Origin of the sequence: Rhizobium leguminosarum (assembly GCF_002953715.1) — a bacterium.
Classification (GTDB): Bacteria; Pseudomonadota; Alphaproteobacteria; order Rhizobiales; family Rhizobiaceae; genus Rhizobium; species Rhizobium leguminosarum_V.
On the sequence record NZ_CP025012.1, the window covers coordinates 4,697,149 to 4,718,609 of the forward strand.

At 62.7% G+C, this 21,461-nt stretch carries 22 protein-coding genes; 7 read left to right on the forward strand and 15 right to left on the reverse strand.

Features of this window, described 5'->3' with window-relative positions:
• Positions 1-28 precede the first annotated feature (28 nt).
• From phnC to phnG, 8 genes are all read right to left on the reverse strand, one after another.
• Positions 29-874 carry a phosphonate ABC transporter ATP-binding protein gene (phnC, locus tag CUJ84_RS23190; protein WP_105007870.1) on the reverse strand — a complete coding sequence of 282 codons (846 nt, stop codon included), beginning with the start codon at positions 872-874 and terminating at the stop codon, positions 29-31.
• Between the two features lie 117 nt (positions 875-991).
• Positions 992-1,609 carry a DapH/DapD/GlmU-related protein gene (locus tag CUJ84_RS23195; protein ID WP_105007871.1) on the reverse strand — a complete coding sequence of 206 codons (618 nt, stop codon included), beginning with the start codon at positions 1,607-1,609 and terminating at the stop codon, positions 992-994.
• Positions 1,606-2,313, reverse strand: coding sequence for a phosphonate C-P lyase system protein PhnL (phnL, locus tag CUJ84_RS23200; protein ID WP_105007872.1), 708 nt, complete (start codon positions 2,311-2,313; stop codon positions 1,606-1,608). Before phnL ends, CUJ84_RS23195 begins: the two co-directional genes overlap by 4 nt.
• A 25-nt stretch (positions 2,314-2,338) precedes the next feature.
• Entirely contained in the window at positions 2,339-3,115 is a 777-nt protein-coding gene (gene phnK / locus CUJ84_RS23205) for a phosphonate C-P lyase system protein PhnK (RefSeq protein WP_003544413.1), read from the reverse strand.
• Positions 3,112-3,987, reverse strand: coding sequence for an alpha-D-ribose 1-methylphosphonate 5-phosphate C-P-lyase PhnJ (locus tag CUJ84_RS23210; protein WP_003555834.1), 876 nt, complete (start codon positions 3,985-3,987; stop codon positions 3,112-3,114). The genes phnK and CUJ84_RS23210 overlap by 4 nt, the downstream gene beginning before the upstream one ends.
• Positions 3,984-5,090, reverse strand: a complete 1,107-nt coding sequence (locus CUJ84_RS23215) for a carbon-phosphorus lyase complex subunit PhnI (protein ID WP_105007873.1) — start codon at positions 5,088-5,090, stop codon at positions 3,984-3,986. Before CUJ84_RS23215 ends, CUJ84_RS23210 begins: the two co-directional genes overlap by 4 nt.
• Before the next feature lie 4 nt (positions 5,091-5,094).
• Complete coding sequence (gene phnH, locus CUJ84_RS23220; protein WP_105007874.1) at positions 5,095-5,703, reverse strand: phosphonate C-P lyase system protein PhnH; 609 nt, start codon at positions 5,701-5,703, stop codon at positions 5,095-5,097.
• Positions 5,703-6,179 carry a phosphonate C-P lyase system protein PhnG gene (gene phnG / locus CUJ84_RS23225; RefSeq protein ID WP_105007875.1) on the reverse strand — a complete coding sequence of 159 codons (477 nt, stop codon included), beginning with the start codon at positions 6,177-6,179 and terminating at the stop codon, positions 5,703-5,705. The genes phnH and phnG overlap by 1 nt, the downstream gene beginning before the upstream one ends.
• Positions 6,180-6,343: 164 nt before the next feature.
• On the opposite strand from phnG, the gene phnF reads away from it, so the two are divergent.
• On the forward strand, positions 6,344-7,081 hold the full coding sequence (phnF, locus tag CUJ84_RS23230) for a phosphonate metabolism transcriptional regulator PhnF (RefSeq protein ID WP_105007876.1): 738 nt from the start codon (positions 6,344-6,346) through the stop codon (positions 7,079-7,081).
• Between the two features lie 39 nt (positions 7,082-7,120).
• Here the strand turns inward: phnF and CUJ84_RS23235 are convergent, their stop codons facing one another.
• The 7 genes from CUJ84_RS23235 to CUJ84_RS23265 all read right to left on the reverse strand — a co-directional run bounded on the left by CUJ84_RS23235 (position 7,121) and on the right by CUJ84_RS23265 (position 13,836).
• Positions 7,121-7,756, reverse strand: coding sequence for a 2,3-bisphosphoglycerate-dependent phosphoglycerate mutase (locus tag CUJ84_RS23235; protein ID WP_062943103.1), 636 nt, complete (start codon positions 7,754-7,756; stop codon positions 7,121-7,123).
• Positions 7,757-7,777: 21 nt separating this feature from the next.
• The gene (gene dapB, locus CUJ84_RS23240; protein ID WP_105007877.1) at positions 7,778-8,602 is read right to left on the reverse strand and encodes a 4-hydroxy-tetrahydrodipicolinate reductase; all 825 of its coding nucleotides are present in this window, start codon (positions 8,600-8,602) and stop codon (positions 7,778-7,780) included.
• Between the two features lie 15 nt (positions 8,603-8,617).
• Complete coding sequence (locus tag CUJ84_RS23245) at positions 8,618-10,405, reverse strand: ABC transporter ATP-binding protein (RefSeq protein WP_105007878.1); 1,788 nt, start codon at positions 10,403-10,405, stop codon at positions 8,618-8,620.
• A 146-nt stretch (positions 10,406-10,551) separates the two neighbouring features.
• Positions 10,552-11,577, reverse strand: a complete 1,026-nt coding sequence (locus tag CUJ84_RS23250; protein ID WP_018482160.1) for a glucokinase — start codon at positions 11,575-11,577, stop codon at positions 10,552-10,554.
• Between the two features lie 17 nt (positions 11,578-11,594).
• Entirely contained in the window at positions 11,595-11,975 is a 381-nt protein-coding gene (locus CUJ84_RS23255) for a methylglyoxal synthase (RefSeq protein WP_105007879.1), read from the reverse strand.
• Positions 11,976-12,063: 88 nt separating this feature from the next.
• Positions 12,064-13,140 carry a penicillin-insensitive murein endopeptidase gene (gene mepA, locus CUJ84_RS23260; RefSeq protein WP_105007880.1) on the reverse strand — a complete coding sequence of 359 codons (1,077 nt, stop codon included), beginning with the start codon at positions 13,138-13,140 and terminating at the stop codon, positions 12,064-12,066.
• 123 nt (positions 13,141-13,263) lie between these two features.
• A complete protein-coding gene (locus CUJ84_RS23265) occupies positions 13,264-13,836 on the reverse strand; it encodes a hydrolase (protein ID WP_105007881.1) in 573 nt (190 codons plus the stop codon).
• A 35-nt stretch (positions 13,837-13,871) separates the two neighbouring features.
• Here CUJ84_RS23265 and CUJ84_RS23270 point away from each other — a divergent pair, with 35 nt between their 5' ends.
• The 6 genes from CUJ84_RS23270 (at position 13,872) to CUJ84_RS23295 (ending at position 21,436) form a co-directional block, all read left to right on the forward strand.
• Entirely contained in the window at positions 13,872-14,501 is a 630-nt protein-coding gene (locus CUJ84_RS23270) for a TetR/AcrR family transcriptional regulator (RefSeq protein WP_105007882.1), read from the forward strand.
• A gap of 113 nt (positions 14,502-14,614) precedes the next feature.
• Positions 14,615-16,447: an extracellular solute-binding protein gene (locus tag CUJ84_RS23275; protein ID WP_105007883.1), complete on the forward strand. Its 1,833-nt coding sequence runs from the start codon at positions 14,615-14,617 to the stop codon at positions 16,445-16,447.
• A 150-nt stretch (positions 16,448-16,597) separates the two neighbouring features.
• Positions 16,598-17,686 carry a microcin C ABC transporter permease YejB gene (locus CUJ84_RS23280; RefSeq protein ID WP_105007884.1) on the forward strand — a complete coding sequence of 363 codons (1,089 nt, stop codon included), beginning with the start codon at positions 16,598-16,600 and terminating at the stop codon, positions 17,684-17,686.
• On the forward strand, positions 17,686-18,834 hold the full coding sequence (locus CUJ84_RS23285) for an ABC transporter permease (protein ID WP_105007885.1): 1,149 nt from the start codon (positions 17,686-17,688) through the stop codon (positions 18,832-18,834). Before CUJ84_RS23280 ends, CUJ84_RS23285 begins: the two co-directional genes overlap by 1 nt.
• A complete protein-coding gene (locus tag CUJ84_RS23290) occupies positions 18,831-20,468 on the forward strand; it encodes an ABC transporter ATP-binding protein (RefSeq protein ID WP_105007886.1) in 1,638 nt (545 codons plus the stop codon). Before CUJ84_RS23285 ends, CUJ84_RS23290 begins: the two co-directional genes overlap by 4 nt.
• A gap of 8 nt (positions 20,469-20,476) precedes the next feature.
• Positions 20,477-21,436 carry a 2-hydroxyacid dehydrogenase gene (locus tag CUJ84_RS23295; protein WP_105007887.1) on the forward strand — a complete coding sequence of 320 codons (960 nt, stop codon included), beginning with the start codon at positions 20,477-20,479 and terminating at the stop codon, positions 21,434-21,436.
• Positions 21,437-21,461: the final 25 nt, after the last annotated feature.

Consider the following 21,461-nt stretch of genomic DNA (forward strand, 5'->3'; position numbering starts at 1 on the left):
GACGCGGGCGCTCGATCGCAGCCGCCTCTCAGAGGCCGGCCAGCGCCAGCGGCTGTGTGCCGGCGGATTGATTGTCTGCCCGTTCGGGGGCGATATTGATCGATGTCGAGGTCACCGTTTCGTCGATGCCGGCGCCGTCCTTGTCCGTCCCGTAGATTTCCTTCACCGCTTCGGTGGTCAGCTCCGAGGGCTTGCCGTCGAAGACGACGCGGCCGCCGGCCATGCCGACGATGCGCTCACAATAGTTGCGGGCGGTGTCGAGCGTGTGAAGGTTGGTGACGACGGTGATGCCCTCACGCTCGTTAATATCGCGCAGCGCATCCATGACGATCTTGGCGTTCAGCGGATCGAGCGAGGCGATCGGTTCGTCGGCGAGAACCATCTTCGGGTTCTGCATCAGCGCGCGGGCGATCGCCACGCGCTGCTGCTGGCCGCCGGAAAGCGTGCCGGCTGCCTGCAACGCCGTCTGCTCGATGCCGAGGCGTTCGAGTGCCGCGATGGCATGCACGCGTTCCTCGCGGGTGAAGATGTTGAGCAGGCTCATAAGCGTCGAGCGATGGTTGAGGCGGCCGAGCATGACATTGGTGAGAACGTCGAGGCGCGGCACCAGGTTGAACTGCTGGAAGATCATCGCGCAGTCGCGCTGCCAGTTGCGCAACGCCTTGCCGCGAAGCCCGGAAACCTCGACGCCGGCAAAATGGATGGAGCCGGAGCTCGGCTCCTGAAGGCGGTTGATCATGCGCAGCAACGTCGACTTGCCGGCGCCGGAGCGGCCGATGATGCCGACCATCTGGCCCTGAGGAATGGCGAGCGTGACGGAATCGACGGCGAGCTTTTTTCCGAAACGACGTGTGACATTCTTCAGCTCGAACATCATGCTCTTCCCTTGCGATCCAGGCCTTGGTCAGCATCGCATTAGTCCCGCTTGATGAACCCCGCATGTCATATTTGTGTAAGTCCTGTCACAATTCTCCGCCCCTATATCGGGGGTTTAACCGTCGTAACGGGACAGGAAATCTTCCGCGCTCAGGTTGCGGAAATCCTGGAGCGCCTGGCGCAGCCGGTCGTGCTCCCAGTCCCACCAGGAAAGCCTGTCCATCCGTTCGCCGACCTCTCTTGGAAAGCGCTCGCGGATGAGCTTGGCCGGCACGCCGCCGACGATCGTATAGGGCGCAACGTCCTTCGAGACGACGGCGCCAGCCCCGATCACCGCGCCGTTGCCGACGTTGACGCCGGGCAGGATCGTTGCCCCGTGGCCGATCCAGACATCGTTGCCGATCGTCACGCGGTTTGCGCGCCGCCAGGCGAAGAACTCCGTCTCCATGTCGCCGTCCGGCCAGTAGTCGGCGGCGCGATAGGTGAAATGATGCAGCGTCGCGCGCCAGGTCGGATGGTTGGTGGCGTTGATGCGCACGGCGGCGGCGATATTGACGAACTTGCCGATCGTCGCACACCAGACGGAGCCGTCCTGCATGATGTAGGAATAGTCGCCGAACGTGGCCTCGCTGATGCGGCAGCGTTCCGAGACCTCCGTATAGCGTCCGAAGGTGGAATCGCTGACGGATGTCGTCTCATGAAAATAGGGCTCGATACCCAGCTTGCGGCTCATGCAGCGATCTTTCTGGGTGAGAATTGCTGGACGTCGAGGATGCGGTCGGCGACGGCTTCGCGCACCTCTTCGTCGTGGAAGATGCCGAGAAGGGCCACCCCTGCCTTCTTCTTTTCCGCGATCATGCCGACGACGACGGCACGGTTCCTGGCATCGAGCGAGGCTGTGGGTTCGTCGAGAAGCAGGATCGTGTGCTCGGTGATGAAGCCGCGCGCGATGTTGACGCGTTGCTGCTCGCCGCCGGAGAAGGTGGCGGGCGGAAGCTGCCAGAGCGTTTCCGGCAGATTGAGCCTGGCAAGCAGGGCGCCCGCCTTTTCCCGTGCCGTGGCGGCGCCCTCGCCGCGTGCCACCAGCGGTTCGGCAACCACGTCGATCGCCGCGACGCGTGGCACGGTGCGCAGGAACTGGCTGACATAGCCAAGCGTATTGCGCCGCACGTTGAGCACCGTGCGCGGATCGGTGGAGGCGAGATCGACGATGCGTCCGTCGTGGCGGATGAGGATCTGGCCGGTGTCGACGGCATAGTTGCCGTAGATCATCTTGAGCAGCGAGCTCTTGCCGATGCCCGATGGGCCACCGAGCACGACGCATTCGCCCGATGCGACCGAGAAGGCGACATCGGAGACGACGGGTAGCTTGATGCCGTCGCGCAGATGCATGGTGAAGCTCTTCGAGACTTCGGAAACGACGAGAGGCGTTGCCATGATTTCTTCTTCCTTGTTTCGGACCTCAGACCTGCAGGATCGAGGAGACGAGCAGCTGCGTATAGGGTTCGCGCGGGTCGTCGAGCACGCGGTCGGTGAGCCCGTGTTCGATAACGTAGCCGTCCTTCATCACCATCATCCGGTGCGAGAGCAGGCGGGCGACGGCGAGATCGTGGGTGACGATGATGGCCGAGAGGCCGAGATCATTGACGAGACCGCGTACGAGATCGAGCAGGCGCGCCTGCACCGAGACGTCGAGGCCGCCGGTCGGCTCGTCCATGAAGACGAGGCGCGGTCCGGTGACGAGGTTGCGGGCGATCTGCAGTCGCTGGCGCATGCCGCCGGAAAAGGCGCGGGGCTGGTCGTCGATGCGGTCGGCGTCGATCTCGACACGTTCGAGCCAGTCGATCGCCGAAGCGCGGATCTTGCCGTAGTGCCGGTCGCCGATCGCCATCAGCCGTTCGCCGACATTGGCGCCAGCCGACACCGTCATGCGCAGGCCGTCGGCCGGGTTCTGGTGCACGAAGCCCCAGTCGGTGCGCATCAGGAAGCGCCGCTCGGCCTCGTTCATACGATAGAGGTCGCGGTAGCTGCCGTCTCGCATGTGATATTCGACGCTGCCGGTGCTCGGCAGCAGCCGGGTGGAGAGGCAGTTGAGCAGCGTCGTCTTGCCGGAGCCGGACTCGCCGACGATGGCGAGCACTTCGCCGGGCCAGAGCTCGAAGGAGACGTCGCGGCAGCCGATGCGGTTGCCGTAGAATTTCGAAACGTCATGGACTTTGAGAAGCGGGGTATCGCTCATTCTGCAGCCTCCCGGGCCAGCATCTCGCCGGCATGTCCGTGCGCGCGGCGGTCTTCGCAATGATCGGTGTCGGAGCAGACGAACATCCGCCCGCCCTTGTCGTCGAGAACCACCTCGTCGAGATAGACATCCTCGGCGCCGCAAAGGGCGCAGGGTTTATCGAAGCGCTGGATATCGAAGGGGTAATCCTCGAAATCCAGGCTGACGACGTCGGTATAGGGCGGAACCGCATAGATGCGCTTCTCGCGTCCGGCGCCGAAGAGCTGCAGCGCGTCCGACATATGCATCTTCGGATTGTCGAATTTCGGCGTCGGCGACGGGTCCATGACATAGCGGCCATGGACCTTCACCGGATAGGCGTAAGTCCGCGAGATGCGGCCGTTATGGGCGATGTCCTCGTAGAGCTTCACATGCATGAGGCCGTATTCTTCGAGCGCATGCATCTTGCGGGTCTCGGTCTCGCGCGGCTCGAGGAAGCGCAGCGGCTCGGGGATCGGCACCTGGTAGACGAGCACCTGCCCGACCCCGAGCTTTTCTTCGGGAATGCGGTGGCGCGTCTGGATGATCGTCGCATCCTGGGTATGCGTCGTCACTGCGACATTGGCGACCTTCTGGAAGAAGGCGCGGATGGAAACGGCGTTGGTCGTGTCGTCGGCACCCTGGTCGATGACCTTCAGCACGTCGTCCGGTCCGATGATCGAGGCCGTCACCTGCACACCGCCGGTGCCCCAGCCGTAGGGCATCGGCATTTCGCGCGAGGCGAAGGGCACCTGGTAACCCGGAATGGCGATTGCCTTCAGGATCGCGCGGCGGATCATCCGTTTGGTCTGTTCGTCGAGATAGGCGAAGTTGTAGCTGGCCAGATCGGTCATTCGGCGGCTTCCTTCATGTCTTCGCCACCGTTGCGGGCGGCTTCGAATTCGCGGCGCATGCGGCGGACGAGATCGAGTTCGGCCTGGAAGTCCACATAATGCGGAAGCTTCAGATGCTCGACGAAGCCCGTCGCCTGGACGTTGTCGGAGTGCGAGATGACGAATTCCTCGTCCTGTGCCGGCGCGGTGATATCCTCGCCGAGCTCTTCGGCGCGAAGCGCCCGGTCGACCAGCGACATCGCCATCGCCTTGCGCTCGCTCTGGCCGAAGACCAGGCCGTAGCCGCGGGTGAATTGCGGCGGCGCCTTGGCCGAACCCTTGAACTGGTTGACCATCTGGCATTCGGTGATCTGGATCGTGCCGAGCGAGACGGCGAAACCGAGTTCCGGCACGTCGAATTCCACCTCGACGTCGCCGATGCGGATTTCACCGGTGAAGGGGTGGTTGCGGCCATAGCCGCGCTGGGTGGAATAACCGAGCGCCAGCAGGAAGCCCTCGTCGCCACGGGCAAGCGCCTGCAGGCGGAGATCCCGGGTCATCGGGAATTCCATCGGCTCGCGGGTCAGGTCGCCGATTTCGTGATCTTCCGGCATGTCGCCGTCGGCCTCGATCAGGCCTTCCTCGCCGAGGATTTCGGAGACGCGCATGACGCGGCCGGTCTCGGCGGCGCGCTGGGCGGGCGTCTCGACCGCCTCGTCCGAAAGCAGCGAGGGGTCGAGCAGCCGGTGGGTATAGTCGAAGGTCGGGCCGAGAAGCTGGCCGCCCGGCAGATCCTTGTAGGTCGCCGAGATGCGGCGTTCGATCGTCATATCAGCCGTGTCGAGAGGCCTGGAATAGCCGAAACGCGGCAGCGTCGTGCGGTAGGCGCGCAGCAGGAAGATCGCCTCGATCATATCGCCGCGTGATTGGCGGATGGCGAGCGCTGCGAGCGTGCGGTCGAAAAGCGAGGCCTCGGCCATGACGCGGTCGACGGCGAGCGCCAGCTGCGCCACGATCTGTTCGATGCCGATCGCCGGCAGCGAACGGTCGCCGCGGCGGCGGTCGGCGAGCAGGCGGTGGGCATTGGCGATGGCGGCCTCGCCACCCTTGACGGCAACATACATGAGCTCAGATCTCCGTTGCTGTGATCTTGGTGGTGCGCGGCAGGCAGAGGAAACGCCTGCCCGCCGTCAGCACGATGTCGACGCCGCGCGGAAAGAGCGCACGGTTCTCGGTCCAGAGCCGCAGGAAGGTCTCCGGCAGGCCGATAGGCGCGATCTCCGTCACGCTCTGGATGCCCGGACCCATCAGCGCCAGCCTGCGGCCGCCCTCGAGTTCTGCGAGTTCGATGACAACAGTCGTCGAGCGGTCGGGATATTCCTGCGTGCCTGATGCAAAGAGGCCGAAGGAGGAAAGTGCGGTGCCGGCCTCGGCGAAGGCAAAACGCGCCTCGGCCTTCTCGCTGGTCAACGGCGCGCCGGTGTGGAAGCCGAGCCACTCCGGCACGGCCGATTTCACCAGTCCCTGGGAAAGCCAGACGGGCGTGTCGTGGTCGCAAAGCGTCAGCGCGATCGTGCCGGCGGCGATGCCGAGCGGTGCCGGCGGAGCGACATTGGGCTGAACGGTCTGGATCGTGCCGGGGCGGGCCATGCCGTCCATCAGCATCTTGAAGACGCTCTGGGCATGGAAGACCGGCTCGGCAAAGCCACCGGTCAGAGCTTCTGTGTTCAGGCCCATCAGTTGTCTCCCCGCACCATGGTGAAGAAATCGACACGGGTTGCCGCCGTCTCATCCGCCTTGCGGCGTCCGGCATCGGCGATCCGTTCGGCGATCGGTAAAAGCAGTGCCTGTTCGACGAAATCCTTGGTCGCGTCCTCTTGCCAGAGCGCGTCGAAGATCGCCGCAAGCCTGGCCTTCTCGCGGTCGGTGCCGAGCGCCTGTGCATGGCCGACCGAGCCGGTGTCGAGCCGGACCGTGGCCCGCGTCACGGTCACTTCGCCCAGATTGAACGGAGCGCCGCCGCCGCCGATGCGTCCGCGCACCATCACCAGCCCGGTCTCCGGTCCGCGCACCTGATGGGCCACAGGCTTTTGCGGCAGCGCATCGAAGACCGCTGAGAGTTCGCTGCGTTCCGCACGCGCCAGCAGATCGGCGGCGCGTTTGCGCCCGGATGCCGTCTGTGACGCAGCGTCTTTCCTGTCCGCTGATATCATCGCCGCTTCCCTTAAAATGTCTATTGATATAGACAACCATACAAGATACACTTAGCTCTAAATCGATGTCGTGACAAGCGTGTGACATCCTGCAGCGCCGCGCGCCTTTTAAGACGCGCAAAGGACGCTGTAGCAGAAGGCGTGAAATGGCGGGCAGGGGTGGAATGGCAGGATTGAAGCAGGTGCAAAGGCAAACCGGCGTGGCGCTCTGGCGCCAGATCGCCGATCGGATTCGCGAGGCGATCAGCACGGGAGCCTATGACGAAACGGGAATGGTGCCGCCGGAAACCATGTTGGCGCTGCAATTCGGCGTCAACCGGCATACGGTGCGCAGTGCGCTGGCGGCGCTGGCGCAGGAGGGTATCGTCCGTGCGGTACAAGGTCGCGGCACGCTGATCGAGCGCAAGGAGCGGCTGAATTTCCCGATCACCAGGCGCACGCGCTTCACCGCCGGCATCGGCGATCAGGCGCGTGAAATGCGCGGTCTGCTGCTCGATGAGGCGCAGGAGGAAGCGAGTGCCGAGATCGCCCGCTGGCTGGGCCTGAAGCCGGGAGAACAGGTGATCCGCCTGGAAACATTGCGCCAGGCAGACAAGCGGCCGGTTTCAAGGGCGACGAGCTGGTTTCCCGCCGAGCGCTTTGCCGGTATCGGTGCGGCTTACCGGACGGGGGAATCGATCACCAAGGCTTTCGCCGACCTCGGCCTGCCGGATTATGTCCGGGCGACGACCGAGGTAACGGCCGCCCATGCGAGTGCCGCCGATATGGCCGACCTCGAACTCACTCCTGGCGCGATCCTGCTGATCGCCAAGGCGATGAATACCGATCTTGAGGGTGTGCCAGTGCAATATTCGATCAGCCGCTTCGCGGCCGACCGGGTACAGTTCACCATCGAGAACTGAGTGCCTTTCCCCGCCGAAGCGGGGAAAGATCAACTGAGATCAATGTGCGCCCGACATGTCGCCGAGCACTTCCTTGGAAGCGACGGTGGAATCCGCTTTCAGCTTGTAGACCATCGGCACGCCGGTCGCGAGATTGAGGGCGAGCACGCCTTCGCGGCTCAGCTTGTCGAGCACCATCACCAGCGAGCGCAGCGAATTGCCGTGCGCGGCAACCAGCACCTTCTCGCCTCTGAGCACGCGCGGCAGGATTTCGGTGAGGTAGTAGGGCCAGACGCGGGCACCGGTGTCGCGCAGGCTTTCACCGCCGGGAGGCGGCACGTCATAGGAGCGGCGCCAGATATGCACCTGTTCCTCGCCCCATTTGGCGCGCGCATCATCCTTGTTGAGGCCGGAGAGATCGCCGTAGTCGCGCTCGTTCAGCGCCTGGTCGCGGATGGTCAGGAGATCAGGCTGGCCGACCTTGTCGAGGATCAGCTTCAGCGTGTGCTGCGCACGCACCAGCACCGAGGTATAGGCGACGTCGAATTTGATTCCGTATTCGGCGAGCGCCGCTCCGCCTGCATTGGCTTCCTGGACGCCGAGCTCGGTCAGATCGGGATCCTTCCAGCCGGTGAAGAGATTCTTCAGGTTCCAGTCACTCTGGCCGTGGCGAACGAGGACGAGGGTACCGCTCATGAATATGCCTCCGTAGTATCGTTATGAGGAAGAGAGCCCGAGCACGTCGAGCATGGAATAGAGACCCGGCTTCTTGTCGCGCGCCCAAAGGGCCGCCTTGATGGCGCCGCGCGCAAAGATCGAGCGGTCGGCCGCACTGTGCGATAGGGTGACGATTTCACCTTCTCCGGCAAAAAGCACCGAATGTTCGCCGATGACTGAGCCGCCGCGCAGGGTCGCAAAGCCGATGGTGCCCGCTTCGCGGGCGCCGGTATGGCCGTCGCGCACCCGGACCGACTTCGAAGCCAGATCGATGCTGCGCCCCTTTGCCGCGGCCTCGCCGAAGAGAAGGGCGGTGCCGGAAGGTGCATCTACCTTGTGCTTGTGGTGCATTTCCAGGATCTCGATATCCCAGTCATCAGGATCAAGCGCACGCGCTGCCTGCTCTGCGAGCACGCTGAGCAGATTGACCCCAAGGCTCATATTGCCCGACTTGACGATGCGGGCATGGCGGGCCGCCGCGGCGATCTTGGCATTGTCATCGGGCAAACAGCCCGTCGTGCCGATGACATGGACGATGCGGGCCTGCGCGGCGAGGCCTGAGAATTCCACTGTTGCAGCGGGCGAGGTGAAGTCGAGCACGCCTTCGGCATCGAGAAAGGCGTTGAGCGGATCGTCGCTGATGATGACGCCGGTCGGGCCGAGACCGGCGATCTCGCCGGCATCCTTGCCGACGAAGGGCGAGCCGGCACGCTCGACCGCGGCATGTAGCGTGACACCTTCGATGGAATGGATGAGCCGGATCAGCGTCTGCCCCATGCGTCCGGCTGCGCCAACCACCACCAGTTTCATCGCAGCATCGCTCATGTCAGTCTCACCAGATCAGTTTGAATCGGAGGCCGAAGGCCTCTGCAGGTTGTTGAGGCGAGCGTAAAGACCGTCGCTGACCTTCGCAAGCGTCTCGTGATTGCCTTCCTCGACGACGCGGCCCTGCTGCATGACGACGATCTTGTCGGCGCGCACCACGGTCGAAAGCCGGTGGGCGATGACGACGACGGTGCGTCCGCTCATCGCTCCGTCGAGCGCCTTCTGCACGGCGGCCTCGGATTCGGTGTCGAGGGCCGAGGTCGCCTCATCGAGAAGCAGGATCGGCGCATTGCGCACCAAAGCGCGGGCGATCGACAGCCGCTGGCGCTGGCCGCCCGAAAGCGTCACGCCGTTTTCGCCGACCGGCGTCTCGTAACCTTGCGGCTGTGCTGAGATGAAATCATGCGCATAGGCAAGCCGCGCCGCCTCTTCCACCTCGGCATCGGTCGCTTCCGGCCGTCCATAGCGGATATTGTCGCGGATCGTACCCTCGAACAGATAGGGCTGCTGCGAGACATAGGCGAGCTGCTGGCGCAGCGACTTCTTGGTGATGTGGGCGATGTCCTGCCCGTCGATCAGGATTTCGCCTTCGCGCGGATCATAGAAGCGCGGAATGAGGCTGATGACGGTGGATTTGCCGGCGCCGGAGGGCCCGACCAGCGCCGTGGTCGCGCCGCCCTCGGCGGTGAAACTGACGCCGCTGAGTACGCTCTCATTGCCGTAGGCGAAGGAAACATTGCGGAATTCGATCCTTGCCTGCGTCACCGTCAGCGGCCGGGCATCCGGCAGGTCGCGCTGGCGCGGTTCCATGTCGAGCAACTCGTAGATCATCCGCGCATTGACGACGGCGCGCTCCATCTGCACCTGCAGACGGGCAAGCCGGCGGGCCGGGTCATAGGCAAGCAGCAGCGCCGTGACGAAGGAGAAGAAGGCGCCGGGTGGCACATTGAAGTAGATCGAGCGGTAGGCGGCATAGGCAAGCACGCTGGCGACGGCAAAGCCCGCGAAACTCTCCGTCAAAGGAGATGTGCGTTCGGAAAGCCGGGCAATCCGGTTGGCCCGGCTTTCGGCCCCCTTGATGAGTTTGTTGACCTTGCCTTCCAGTTCTTCTTCCATCGTGAAGGCTTTCACGATGGCGATGCCCTGGATCGTCTCCTGCATGGCGCCGAGAACATGGCTGTTCAGATGCACGGCCTCGCGGGTCGCCGAGCGCAGCCGCTTCGAAACATAGCGCAGTGCATAAAGCAACGGCGGCGCCATGATGAACACGGCAAGGCTGAGCAGCGGATCCTGGATGATCATCACGGCGAGCAGCGAAACGAAAGTCAAAAGGTCGCGCACCGTCGAGGTGATCGTCAGGTTGAGCACGTCGCGGATGCCGCTGACGTTCTGGCTCACCTGCGCGGCGATATGGGCAGAGCGCGCCTCGCTGAAGAAGCCGACCGAAAGCGTCATCAGATGCGCATAGAGCCGGCGCTGGTAGCGGGCGACGATATCGTTGCCGACCCTGGAAAGCGCCACCGCCTGACCATAGCTCGCAAAACCGCGCAGCACGAAGGCGATGAAGATCGAAAGACAGATGATCCAGACGACGTCGGCGCGCCGATTGGCGAAGGCCTCGTCGATGATCGCCCGCATGATCCAGGCGGTGAACGCCGTCGAAAGCGCCACCACGATGAGGCAGGCGATCGCAAAGACATAGCCCCACAGATGATCGCGGCCGTTTTCAGCGATGATTCGCTTCAGGATGCCGGTTACGGTATCGCTGCTGACGCCCTGCGTTCTGCTTTCCGCCGCTTCCAAATAGGATTTCCTGTCTCGGACCAAGCGCCCCGCGATGACGACGCGCACTTTTGCCGGGGTCTATAAAGAGTTGGGACTGGTTTGGCTAGAGCGCCGCGCGTCCGCCAGGACGCGCCAAGAACGCTGTATTTCTTTGCGCGCCAGGCTTAACGCCGCCAGCGGCGGCCTTCCGTCGAGACGCCGAAATTCGCCGGCATGCGCGCATAGGAGGAAAGCCCGGCAAGCGCTGCCAGCGGATGTGTCACCACATAGGTCGGGATGGTCCGAAGCAGCGCCGTATGCGGCGCCTTGTCCTCGAAGGCGATGCGGAATTCCGGCTTCTTCAGCGCCGGGATGATCTTCTGCGAGATGCCGCCGGAGAGATACACGCCGCCGCGCGCCATGAACACCATCGCCATGTCGCCCGCCACGCGGCCGAGATAGGTGGCAAACAGCGAGACGGTCTCTATGGCTGCCTTGTCGCTGCCGGCAAGCGCGTGCGAAGTGATGTCGGCGGGATCCTTCATCGTCGGCTGGATGCCGTCGACAATGCAGATGGCATGGTAGAGATTGACGAGGCCGCGCCCGCAGAGGATCTGCTCGGCCGAAACGCGGCCTTCGATCGTCTCGATATGCGGGAAGATTTGATAGTCGCGCTTGCTGCGCGGTCCGAGATCGACATGGCCGCCTTCGCCGGGAACCGGGATCCAGCTGTGCTGGGCATGCACGAGCCCGCCGACGCCGAGGCCGGTGCCCGGTCCGAGCACGACGCGGGAGGCAATCATGTCGCCGGTGGCGTCGCCGATGCGTTCGCGGTTTTCATCCGAAAGGGCGGCGATTGCCAGCGCCTGTGCCTCGAAATCGTTGACGACGAGCACGTCCTCCATGCCGAGGCCCTCGATCATCGTCTTTGGCCGCACCACCCAGTCGCAATTGGTCAGCGGGATCTCGTCGTCATTGATCGGGCCGGCGACGGCGAGGATCGCCGAGCGCGGCTGTACGGCGGTCTTGTCGAGCACGCCATGCTGGATCGCTTCGTCGATCGTGGCGAAATCCGCCGTGCGCACGTTCGGGAACTGTTTCGGCTCGGCATAGGCATCGGTGAGGATGGAGAAACGGGCATTCGTGCCGCCGATATCGCCGATCAGGATCGGGAAAGGCAGCGGAGCGGTGCTGTTGTTCAGTTTTGGCATGGCCGGTTCCGTGCTGATCAGGCTTCGAGTGTGGGAAGAAGTTTTATAGCGGTCGCGTGGTTGAGCGCCATCGGAATATCATAGACGATCGCCAGCCGCATCAATGCCTTCACGTCGACATCGTGCGGCATCGGCGTCAAGGGGTCGACGAAGAAGATCAGGGCGTCGACCTCGCCGGTCGAAATCAGCGCGCCGATCTGCTGGTCGCCGCCGAGTGGCCCGCTTTTCAGCCTCGTGACGTCGAGATCGGGGGCGGCGTCGAGCACGCGCCCACCGGTCGTGCCGGTGGCGACGATCTTCCATCGGGAGAGAATATCCCGGTTGGCGCGGGCGAAATCCGCCATGTCGTCCTTCTTCTGGTCATGCGCAATCAATGCAAGGCATCTGCCGCCGGCCATCAACCCCTCCGCCCGAGCAATTCAATCGATTTGATGGCTTCTATACCAAGAGTTTGCGATTTGAAAGACAACGCACCCCGGGCCTTGCTCATTGTATCGCCGGCTTGTCGTTCGGAACCGGGCCGACATCGGGCAAAGCGCCGTCGGCGTCGGCGGCAGGCGCTGCTGCCGGCGCGGCGGTGAGCGCGCTTGCAGCGGAAGGTCCGCCATAGGTGGCGGCCTGCATCGAGGCGACGGAAGCAGCATCGAGCACGGCGGCACAGGCCTTGGGCAAGTCGGAAACCATCATCTCGCGCGGCGGCTTCGGCGGCTTGGCGCCGGGCTTCGGCGGCTTCGGCGGTGCCCAGGGCGCCGGTGTGAACCACCAGGCGAGCGACTTGTCGCAGCCGTCGCCGGCGACGACGGGGGCCTGCGGCGTGCATCCCGCAGCACCTGGCGGGCATTTGATGCGGATGTGGAAATGCGAGTCATGGCCGTATTCCGGCCGGAGCTTGCCGAGATTGGTGCGGTCGCCCGTCCAGGTGTCGCACATCTTCTTCTTGATTGCCGGATTGACGAAGATGCGCTCCACCTCGGGATAGCTTGCCGCCAGCATCAGCAGCCGCGCGCGCGATTGCGTCCAAACCTTCGGGTCGACGGTCAGGAACTTGTCCTTCTGCAACATGGTGGTGAAGGGCAGGTTCTCGCGCTCCTCGGCGGTCATGCGGCGTGCGGGCATCGGCGTGAACCAGACGTCGGCATCGAGACCGATCTGATGCGAGGCATGGCCGTTCAGCATCGGCCCGCCGCGCGGCTGCGCAATGTCGCCGACGAGAATGCCCGGCCAGCCGGCATATTTGACCCCGTCCTCAGAAAGACGTTCGAGCAGCGAGATCATCGCCGGATTGCCCCAGCGGCGATTGCGCGAAAGCCGCATCGCCTCCCAGGTCGGCCCGTCGGTCGGCAGCGCCACCGCACCCGTCATGCAGCCCTTCGCGTAAAAGCCGATCGGCTGCGCCGGTCCCTGCGTCGGCAGGCTGACGGCGCCGAACTGCCCCTTGGCGCTGCCCGGGCTCGGCGTCTTCTGTTCCGCGCCGACGTCGCCGGCGGCAAGGCTTGCGCCGATTGCGCCGGCAAGCGTCAGTTTACCGAATGTCCTGAAAGCCTGAGCGAAGCCGAAAGCCATACTGTTCCCTTGAACCGCTGCCGAAGTGATTTGCGATCGAATCTATCGTGAAAAGCGATTTTGGTGAATCGATGTTTTGGCTGGCGGTGGGAGAGGAAGGCGGTGACGGATCGCCGCAGCGGCTCAGGCATTGGCGACGATCTCCGCGGTTTTCCGGATCCGCGCCAGCCGCGGCAGGATGTACCGGCAGGAAAAATCATGCATTTCAGGCGAAAAGCTGGTCATCGCATCCTCGGCGGCGATGACGGCGTAGTTATGCGCGAAGGCATCGCGTATGGTCGATTCGACGCCGAAATTGGTGGCGATGCCGGCAAGGATCACCGTCCTGACGCCGCGGCGGCGCAACTGCAGATCCATCTCGGTGCCAAAAAAGGCGCTCCAGTGATGCTTGACGATATGGACGTCGGCGGCAAGGGCCGCAATCTCCGGCGGCACCGCAAGGGCTGCGGCCGGCAGCCCGCCTTCCGGAAAGTGCAGCGCCTCGTCGGCCGGCTGGTTGACAGCATCGGCATAGTCCGGGGAGAATCCGACGGTGACGAGGATGACCGTTCCGCCGGCTGCCTTCAGGCTGGTGGCGATGGCGGCGGTGTTTTCGATGACCTGCTGGCCGGAATGGGGCGCCAGCGCCCGGCCAAGGACGAGGCCTTGCAGATCGATGGAAATGAGCGCGGTGGTTTTGGGATCGTAAAGCGGCATGAAAGGGCTCCATAAAATATGAGGATATCCTCACAATGAAAAATATGAGGGAGGCCTCACAAAAATCAAGCCCCGAGCCGCAGACCCGTATCCCGAAACGCCAGCGCGGCCATGAGCGCGTCGCCACACTGCTCGAAGCTGCCGCCGCGGTCTTTCTTGAAAAAGGCTACGAAGCCGCAACGATGACCGAAATCGCCGCCGCCGCCAGCTCCTCGATCGGCTCGCTTTATCAATTCTTTCCGACGAAGCTGCTTCTCGCCGAGGCGCTGCATGTCGATCGGCTGCAACATTTCAACGCGGCACTGGCGGTGCTCGAAGACGAATCCGCGGGAATGACTGCCGCCGAGATCGGCGATGCGGTCTTTACGAGGCTCGCGCGTTTCATCGAAGAGTTCCCGGAATTTCCTGTTCTGGCGGCCAGGCGCGACATTCCCAAGGAGCGCAAGACACGCTCACGCGCCGAAATGCGGGCCAGCATTGTCGCCCTGCTGAGGAGGGCCGATCCTCCGGTGGAGCCCGATGTGGATCTCCTTGCGGCCCTCATATTGGAGCTTCTGCGCATCGTCGTTGCCGCCGCCTACGATCCCGATAGCGCCGGCGACCCGCGCCTCGTAGCAGAGTTGCGCCGCATGTTGCGAAGGCGGCTCGAAGAGGGGACGCCCTGACACAGGCCCGATGGCTCAAAATTTCGCGAGCCCGGCAAAAACCAAACTCTCTCCTGTTTTTCGCCCGTATTTTTCGTATTGTCGGACCCATCAATAATCAGGGGAAAGCGTGAATGGCGTCTCTGTGGTCGAAAATCGGTTTGTTTCTATCGCTTGCGGGTGCTCTGGCACCAATGACGGCAACGGGTCAGGACCAGCCCTTTCAGATCGGAAGCTCGGTCATCAGCGAGATGAAGTACAAGCCGGGCTTTGCGCATTTCGACTACGTCAATCCCGATGCACCAAAAGGCGGAGACCTGCGCCTCTCCGCAAGCGGCGCCTTCGACACCTTCAACCCGCTGCTCGCCAAAGGCCAGGCGGCAGTGGGCTTGACGCTCGTTTACGACACGCTGATGAAGCCCGCCGACGACGAGCTCCTCGTCTCCTACGGTCTGCTTGCCGAGGGATTGTCTTTTCCCACCGACGTCTCGAGCGCGACCTTTCGCCTGCGCAAGGAAGCGAAATGGGCGGATGGTCAGCCGGTAACGCCGGAAGACGTCATCTTCAGTCTGGATAAGACGAAGGAATTAAATCCCCTCACGGCGAACTATTACCGCCACGTCGCCAAGGCCGAAAAGACCGGCGATCGCGACGTCACCTTCACCTTCGACGAGAAGAACAACCGGGAGCTCCCGAATATTCTTGGCCAGTTGGTGGTCGTGCCGAAACATTGGTGGGAGGGGCAGGGACCGGACGGCAAGCCACGCGATATCTCAAAGACGACCCTCGAGCCCGTGATGGGTTCGGGACCTTACAAGATTGCTGCCTTCTCGCCCGGCGCGACAATCCGCTATGAGCTACGTGACGACTATTGGGGCAAGGACCTCAATGTGAATGTCGGCCAAAACAATTTCCGCAACGTCAACTACACCTATTTCGGCGATCGGGATGTCGAGTTCGAGGCCTTTCGCGCCGGCAACAGCGACTACTGGCAGGAAACCACGGCTGCCCGTTGGGCGACGGGATATGATTTTCCCGCGGTGAAGGAAGGACGTGTCAAAAAAGAGGAGGTTGCAAACCCGCTGCGCGCCACCGGCATCATGCAGGCTCTCGTGCCCAACATGCGACGTGACCTCTTCAAGGACATCAGGGTCCGCGAGGCGCTGAACTATGGTCTGGATTTCGAAGAGTTGAACCGCACCGTTGCCTTTAACAGTTACAAACGCATCGACAGCTATTTCTGGAATACCGAACTCGCCTCCTCCGGCCTGCCGCAGGGTAGAGAACTGGAAATTCTGCAGGGCATGAAGGATAAGGTGCCGGCAGAAATCTTCACCACGCCCTATACCAATCCCGTCGGCGGCGATCCGCAGAAGAGCCGCGATAACCTCCGCAAGGCGATTGCGCTTTTCAAAGAAGCCGGCTGGGAGTTGAAGGGCAATCGGATGGTCAACACCAAGACCGGCCAGCCGATGAGTTTCGAGATCCTGTTGTCGAGCCCCATGTTGGAGCGCTGGGCGGTGCCTTATGCCAACAATCTCAGGAAAATCGGCATCGATGCGCGGATCCGGACAGTCGATGCGTCGCAATCTGTCAATCGTGAACGCAGCTTCGACTACGATATGATCTGGAATGTCTGGGCGGAGACCATGAATCCGGGCAACGAACAAGCCGACTATTGGGGATCTGGTTCGGTCAATCAGCAGGGTTCCCGCAATTATGCCGGCATAGCCAACCAAGCCGTTGATGAGCTCATTCGCATGATTATCTTCGCGCCGAACCGCGACGAGCAGATCGCAGCAATCAAGGCCATGGATCGGGTCTTGCTTGCAAATCACTACGTCATCCCGCTGTTCTACCGCGATACTTATAACATCGCCTATTGGAACACGGTCACGCATCCGGCCGAGTTTCCGGCCTACAGCCTTGGCTTCCCCGATGCCTGGTGGTCGACCTCGGTAAAATGAGCGGGCTTGCAATGCAGGGGCCCTCGGCTCCAAATGGCACGAGCGAATCACGACAAGCCGGCAGGGCCGGCAAGGGAAGGCTGGCGGATTGAGCGGCATGAGACTGGACGGCAGGCAGGCAGGAAAAACATTCCCGGAGGCTGAAGGCTGATGGGCGCCTATATTCTTCGCCGCCTGCTTTTGATGATCCCGACCATCGTCGGCATCATGGCGATTTCCTTCATCGTCATTCAGTTCGCGCCTGGCGGTCCCGTCGAGCAGGTGATCGCCCAATTGACCGGTCAGGCCGATAGTGCCGACCAGCGCCTGTCCGGCGGTGGTGATCTTCTCGGCGGCGGCGGCAGCGACGAGGGCTCGAAATATCGCGGTGCCCAGGGGCTCGATCCGGAACTGATCGCCAAGCTCGAAAAGCAGTTCGGCTTCGACAAGCCGCCGCTGACCCGTTTTGGCGAGATGATGTGGAATTACATCCGCTTCGATTTCGGCGAAAGCTTCTTCCGCAACACCTCGGTGCTCGAACTCATCAAGGAGAAGCTGCCGGTGTCGATCTCGCTCGGCATCTGGATCCTGATCTTCTCCTATGCCATCTCCATCCCGCTCGGCATCCGCAAAGCGGTCAAGGATGGATCGACCTTCGATGTCTGGACGTCGGGCGTCATCGTCGTCGGCTACGCCGTCCCGAGCTTCCTGTTCGGCATTCTTCTGATCGTGCTTTTCGCCGGCGGTTCCTTCTACGACTGGTTTCCGTTGCGCGGCCTGGTCTCCGACAATTTCGACCAGCTTGCCTGGTGGCAGAAGCCGCTCGACTATTTCTGGCACCTGACCTTGCCGCTGATCTCGCTTTCCCTATCCGCCTTCGCGACGACGACGCTTTTGACCAAGAACTCCTTCATCGAGGAGATCAAGAAGCAATATGTCGTCACCGCCCGCGCCAAGGGCCTGAACCAGCGGCAGGTGCTCTATGGCCATGTCTTCCGCAACGCCATGCTAATCATCATTGCCGGTTTTCCCGGCGCCTTCATTTCGGCTTTCTTCACCGGCTCGCTGCTGATCGAAAACATCTTCTCGCTGGATGGCCTCGGCCGTCTCGGCTATCTCTCGGTCATCAACCGGGATTACCCGATCGTCTTCGCCACGCTCTACATCTTCTCGCTGCTCGGCCTCGTCGTCAGCCTGGTTTCCGACCTGATCTACACCTGGATCGATCCGCGCATCGATTTCGAGCGGAGGGATGTCTGATGGACGCCGCCGCAAATCCTGCTGTCACGACGCCCGTCAAGCCGCCGCGCAAGGGCCTGCTCTCGCCGACCAATATCCGCCGCTGGCAGAATTTCCGGGCGAACGGCCGCGGTTACTGGTCGCTGTGGCTGTTCATGCTGCTGTTTATCCTCAGCCTGTTTGCCGAGTTCATCGCCAACGACCGGCCGATCATCGCCTCCTACAAGGGCGAGGTCCTGCTTCCGGTTCTCATCGACTATCCCGAGGAGAAGTTCGGCGGCTTCCTGGCCGAAACCGACTATCGTTCCTCGGTCATTGCCGACGAGATCAATGCCAATGGCTGGATGATCTGGCCGCCGATCCGCTATTCCTACCGCTCGGTCAATTCCAACATTCCGCATTCGGCGCCCACCGCGCCCTTCTGGCTGATGACGAAGGAGGAGCGCTGTGCCGGTTATCCGCAAGGGGTGAACGATCCGGACTGCACCCTCGGCAATCTCAACTGGCTCGGCACCGATGACCAGGCCCGCGACGTCTTGGCACGTGTCATCTACGGCTTCCGCATATCGGTGCTCTTCGGCCTGGTGCTGACCATCTGCTCAGCGATCATCGGCGTAACGGCGGGTGCGGTGCAGGGTTATTTCGGCGGCTGGACCGATCTGCTGTTGCAGCGCTTCATCGAGATCTGGTCGTCGATGCCGGTGCTCTACATTCTGCTGATCATCGCCGCACTCCTGCCGCCCGGCTTCTTCGTGCTGCTGGGCATCATGCTGCTCTTCTCCTGGGTCGGTTTTGTCGGCATCGTGCGCGCCGAATTCCTGCGCGCCCGCAATTTCGAATATGTCCGCGCCGCCCGCGCGCTCGGCGTCAACAATCGCACCATCATGTGGCGCCATCTGTTGCCGAACGCCATGGTCGCGACACTGACCTTCCTGCCTTTCATCCTCTCCGGTTCGATCACCACGCTGACCTCGCTCGATTTCCTCGGCTTCGGCATGCCGCCGGGCTCCCCCTCGCTCGGCGAGATGATCGCGCAGGGCAAGACCAATCTGCAGGCGCCATGGCTCGGGCTGACGGCCTTCTTTGCCATGTCGATCATGCTTTCCCTGCTGATCTTCGTCGGCGAAGCCGTGCGCGATGCCTTCGATCCGAGGAAGACGTTTCAATGAGTGACATGACAGAACCGCTGCTTTCCGTCCGCGATCTCTCGGTTGCCTTTCATCAGGGCGGCGAAACCTCGCTCGCCGTCGATCACATCTCCTTCGATATCGCCAAAGGCGAGGTCGTGGCCCTCGTCGGCGAATCCGGCTCCGGCAAATCGGTTTCGGCCAACTCGATCCTGCGGCTTTTGCCTTATCCCTCGGCAAGCCATCCCTCCGGCGAAATCCTCTTCAAGGGCAAGGACCTCCTGAAGGCGTCGGAGCGGGAACTGCGTGAAGTGCGCGGCAACGACATCACCATGATCTTCCAGGAGCCGATGACCTCGCTCAATCCGCTTCATACGATCGAGAAGCAGATCGCCGAGATCCTCGCCCTCCACCAAGGCCTCACCGGCCAGCCGGCGCGCCTGCGCGTGCTGGAATTGCTGAACCAGGTGGGTATCCGCGAGCCGGAGAAGCGGTTGAAGGCCTATCCGCACGAACTGTCAGGCGGCCAGCGCCAGCGCGTCATGATCGCCATGGCGCTCGCCAACCGGCCGGAATTGCTGATCGCTGACGAGCCGACCACCGCCCTCGACGTTACCGTGCAGGCGCAGATCCTCGAATTGCTGCGGCAGTTGAAGGCCGTCCACGGCATGTCGATGCTGTTCATCACTCATGATCTCGGCATTGTGCGCAAATTCGCCGATCGCGTCTGCGTCATGACCAAGGGCAGGATCGTCGAAACCGGCACCGTCGAGGACGTCTTCGCCAATCCGAAGCATGAATATACCCGGCACCTTCTCGCCTCCGAACCGCGCGGCGAACCGCCATTGGCCGATCCGTCGAAACCCATGGTGATGGAAGGTTCGGATATCCGTGTCTGGTTCCCGATCAAGGCTGGGCTGATGCGCCGTGTCGTCGATCACGTCAAGGCGGTCGACGGCATCGATCTTTCGCTGCGCGCCGGCCAGACGCTCGGCGTCGTCGGCGAGTCCGGCTCGGGCAAGACCACGCTCGGCCTGGCGCTCACCCGGCTGATTTCCTCGCAAGGGCGGATCGCGTTCGTCGGCAAGGACATAGCTGGCTATTCATTCAATGAGATGCGGCCGCTGCGCAACCAGCTGCAGGTCGTCTTCCAGGATCCCTATGGATCGCTCAGCCCGCGCATGTCGGTCGGCGATATTGTCGCCGAGGGGCTGAAGGTGCATGAGCGGTCGCTGACATCAGAAGAACGCGACCAGCGCGTCTGCTGGGCGCTGGAGGAGGTGGGTCTCGATCCCCTGACCCGCTGGCGTTATCCGCACGAATTCTCCGGCGGTCAGCGCCAGCGCATCGCCATCGCCCGGGCCATGGTGCTGAAGCCGCGCTTCGTCATGCTCGACGAGCCGACCTCCGCGCTCGACATGAGCGTCCAGGCGCAGGTGGTTGATCTCCTGCGCGATCTGCAGAAGAAGCACGATCTCGCCTATCTCTTTATCAGCCACGACCTGAAGGTGGTGAAGGCGCTCGCCAACGACGTCATCGTCATGCGGTTCGGCAAGGTGGTGGAGCAGGGACCGTCCTCGGAAATCTTCCGCGCGCCGAAGAACGATTACACCAGGGCGCTGATGGCCGCCGCTTTCAACATCGAGGCGGTGCCGACGCTCGCCGTGCAGCAGTAAAGAAGATCATGCCCGCCCGTCCTCCCGTTCTCGTCGATATCAAGTTCAATCCCGAAGGCGTCGCCCGCGTGCTGAAGACGGCGTTTGCCGACCGCGGCAGCATCAATCTCGCCGATCCGGCCAATCGAGCCAGCGATCTCCGCGAGGTCGAATACGCGCTTCTCTGGAAACCGGATGCCGACCTTTTCGCGCGGGCGCCGAACCTCAAGGCGATCTTCTCGGGCGGCGCCGGCGTCGACCACATCATCGGCATGGCTGGCCTGCCCGAGATCCCGATCGTCCGCTTCGTCGACCGCAGCCTGACGACCCGCATGAGCGAATGGGTGGTCATGCAATGCCTGATGCATCTGCGCGGGCAATACGCCCATGACAACCACCAGCGGCAACGGGAATGGGCCAAGCTGATCGCGCCGGAGGCGGCTGAGGTGACGGTCGGCGTCATGGGTCTCGGCATTCTCGGGCAGGACGCCGCCGCCAAGCTGAGGGTGATGGGTTTTAACGTCATCGGCTGGTCGCGCAGCCGCAAACAGATCGACGGCGTCGAAACTTTCGATGCCAGCGAGTTGGACAGCTTTCTCGCAAGCACCGACATCCTCGTCGGCCTGCTGCCGCTGACGCCTGAAACATCAGGTTTCTATAACGCCGGGCTGTTTGCGAAGCTGCGCCGCAACGGCGCGCTGGGGCAACCGGTCTTCATCAATGCCGGCCGCGGCAAGAGCCAGGTCGAGGCCGATATCGTTTCCGCCATCCGTAACGGTACCCTCGGCGGCGCTTCGCTCGATGTCTTCGAGGCGGAGCCGCTTGCATCAGACAACCCATTGTGGGACTTGCAGAACGTCTTCCTCACGCCGCACGATGCGGCCGTTTCCGAAGAAAACGCGCTGTTCCGTCATGTCGAGACGCAGATCGCCCGTTTCGAGCGTGGCGAGCCGCTGCAATTCATGGTCGACCGCGCCGCCGGCTATTGAGCTTTCGGAACCTTCCAGACAGCCA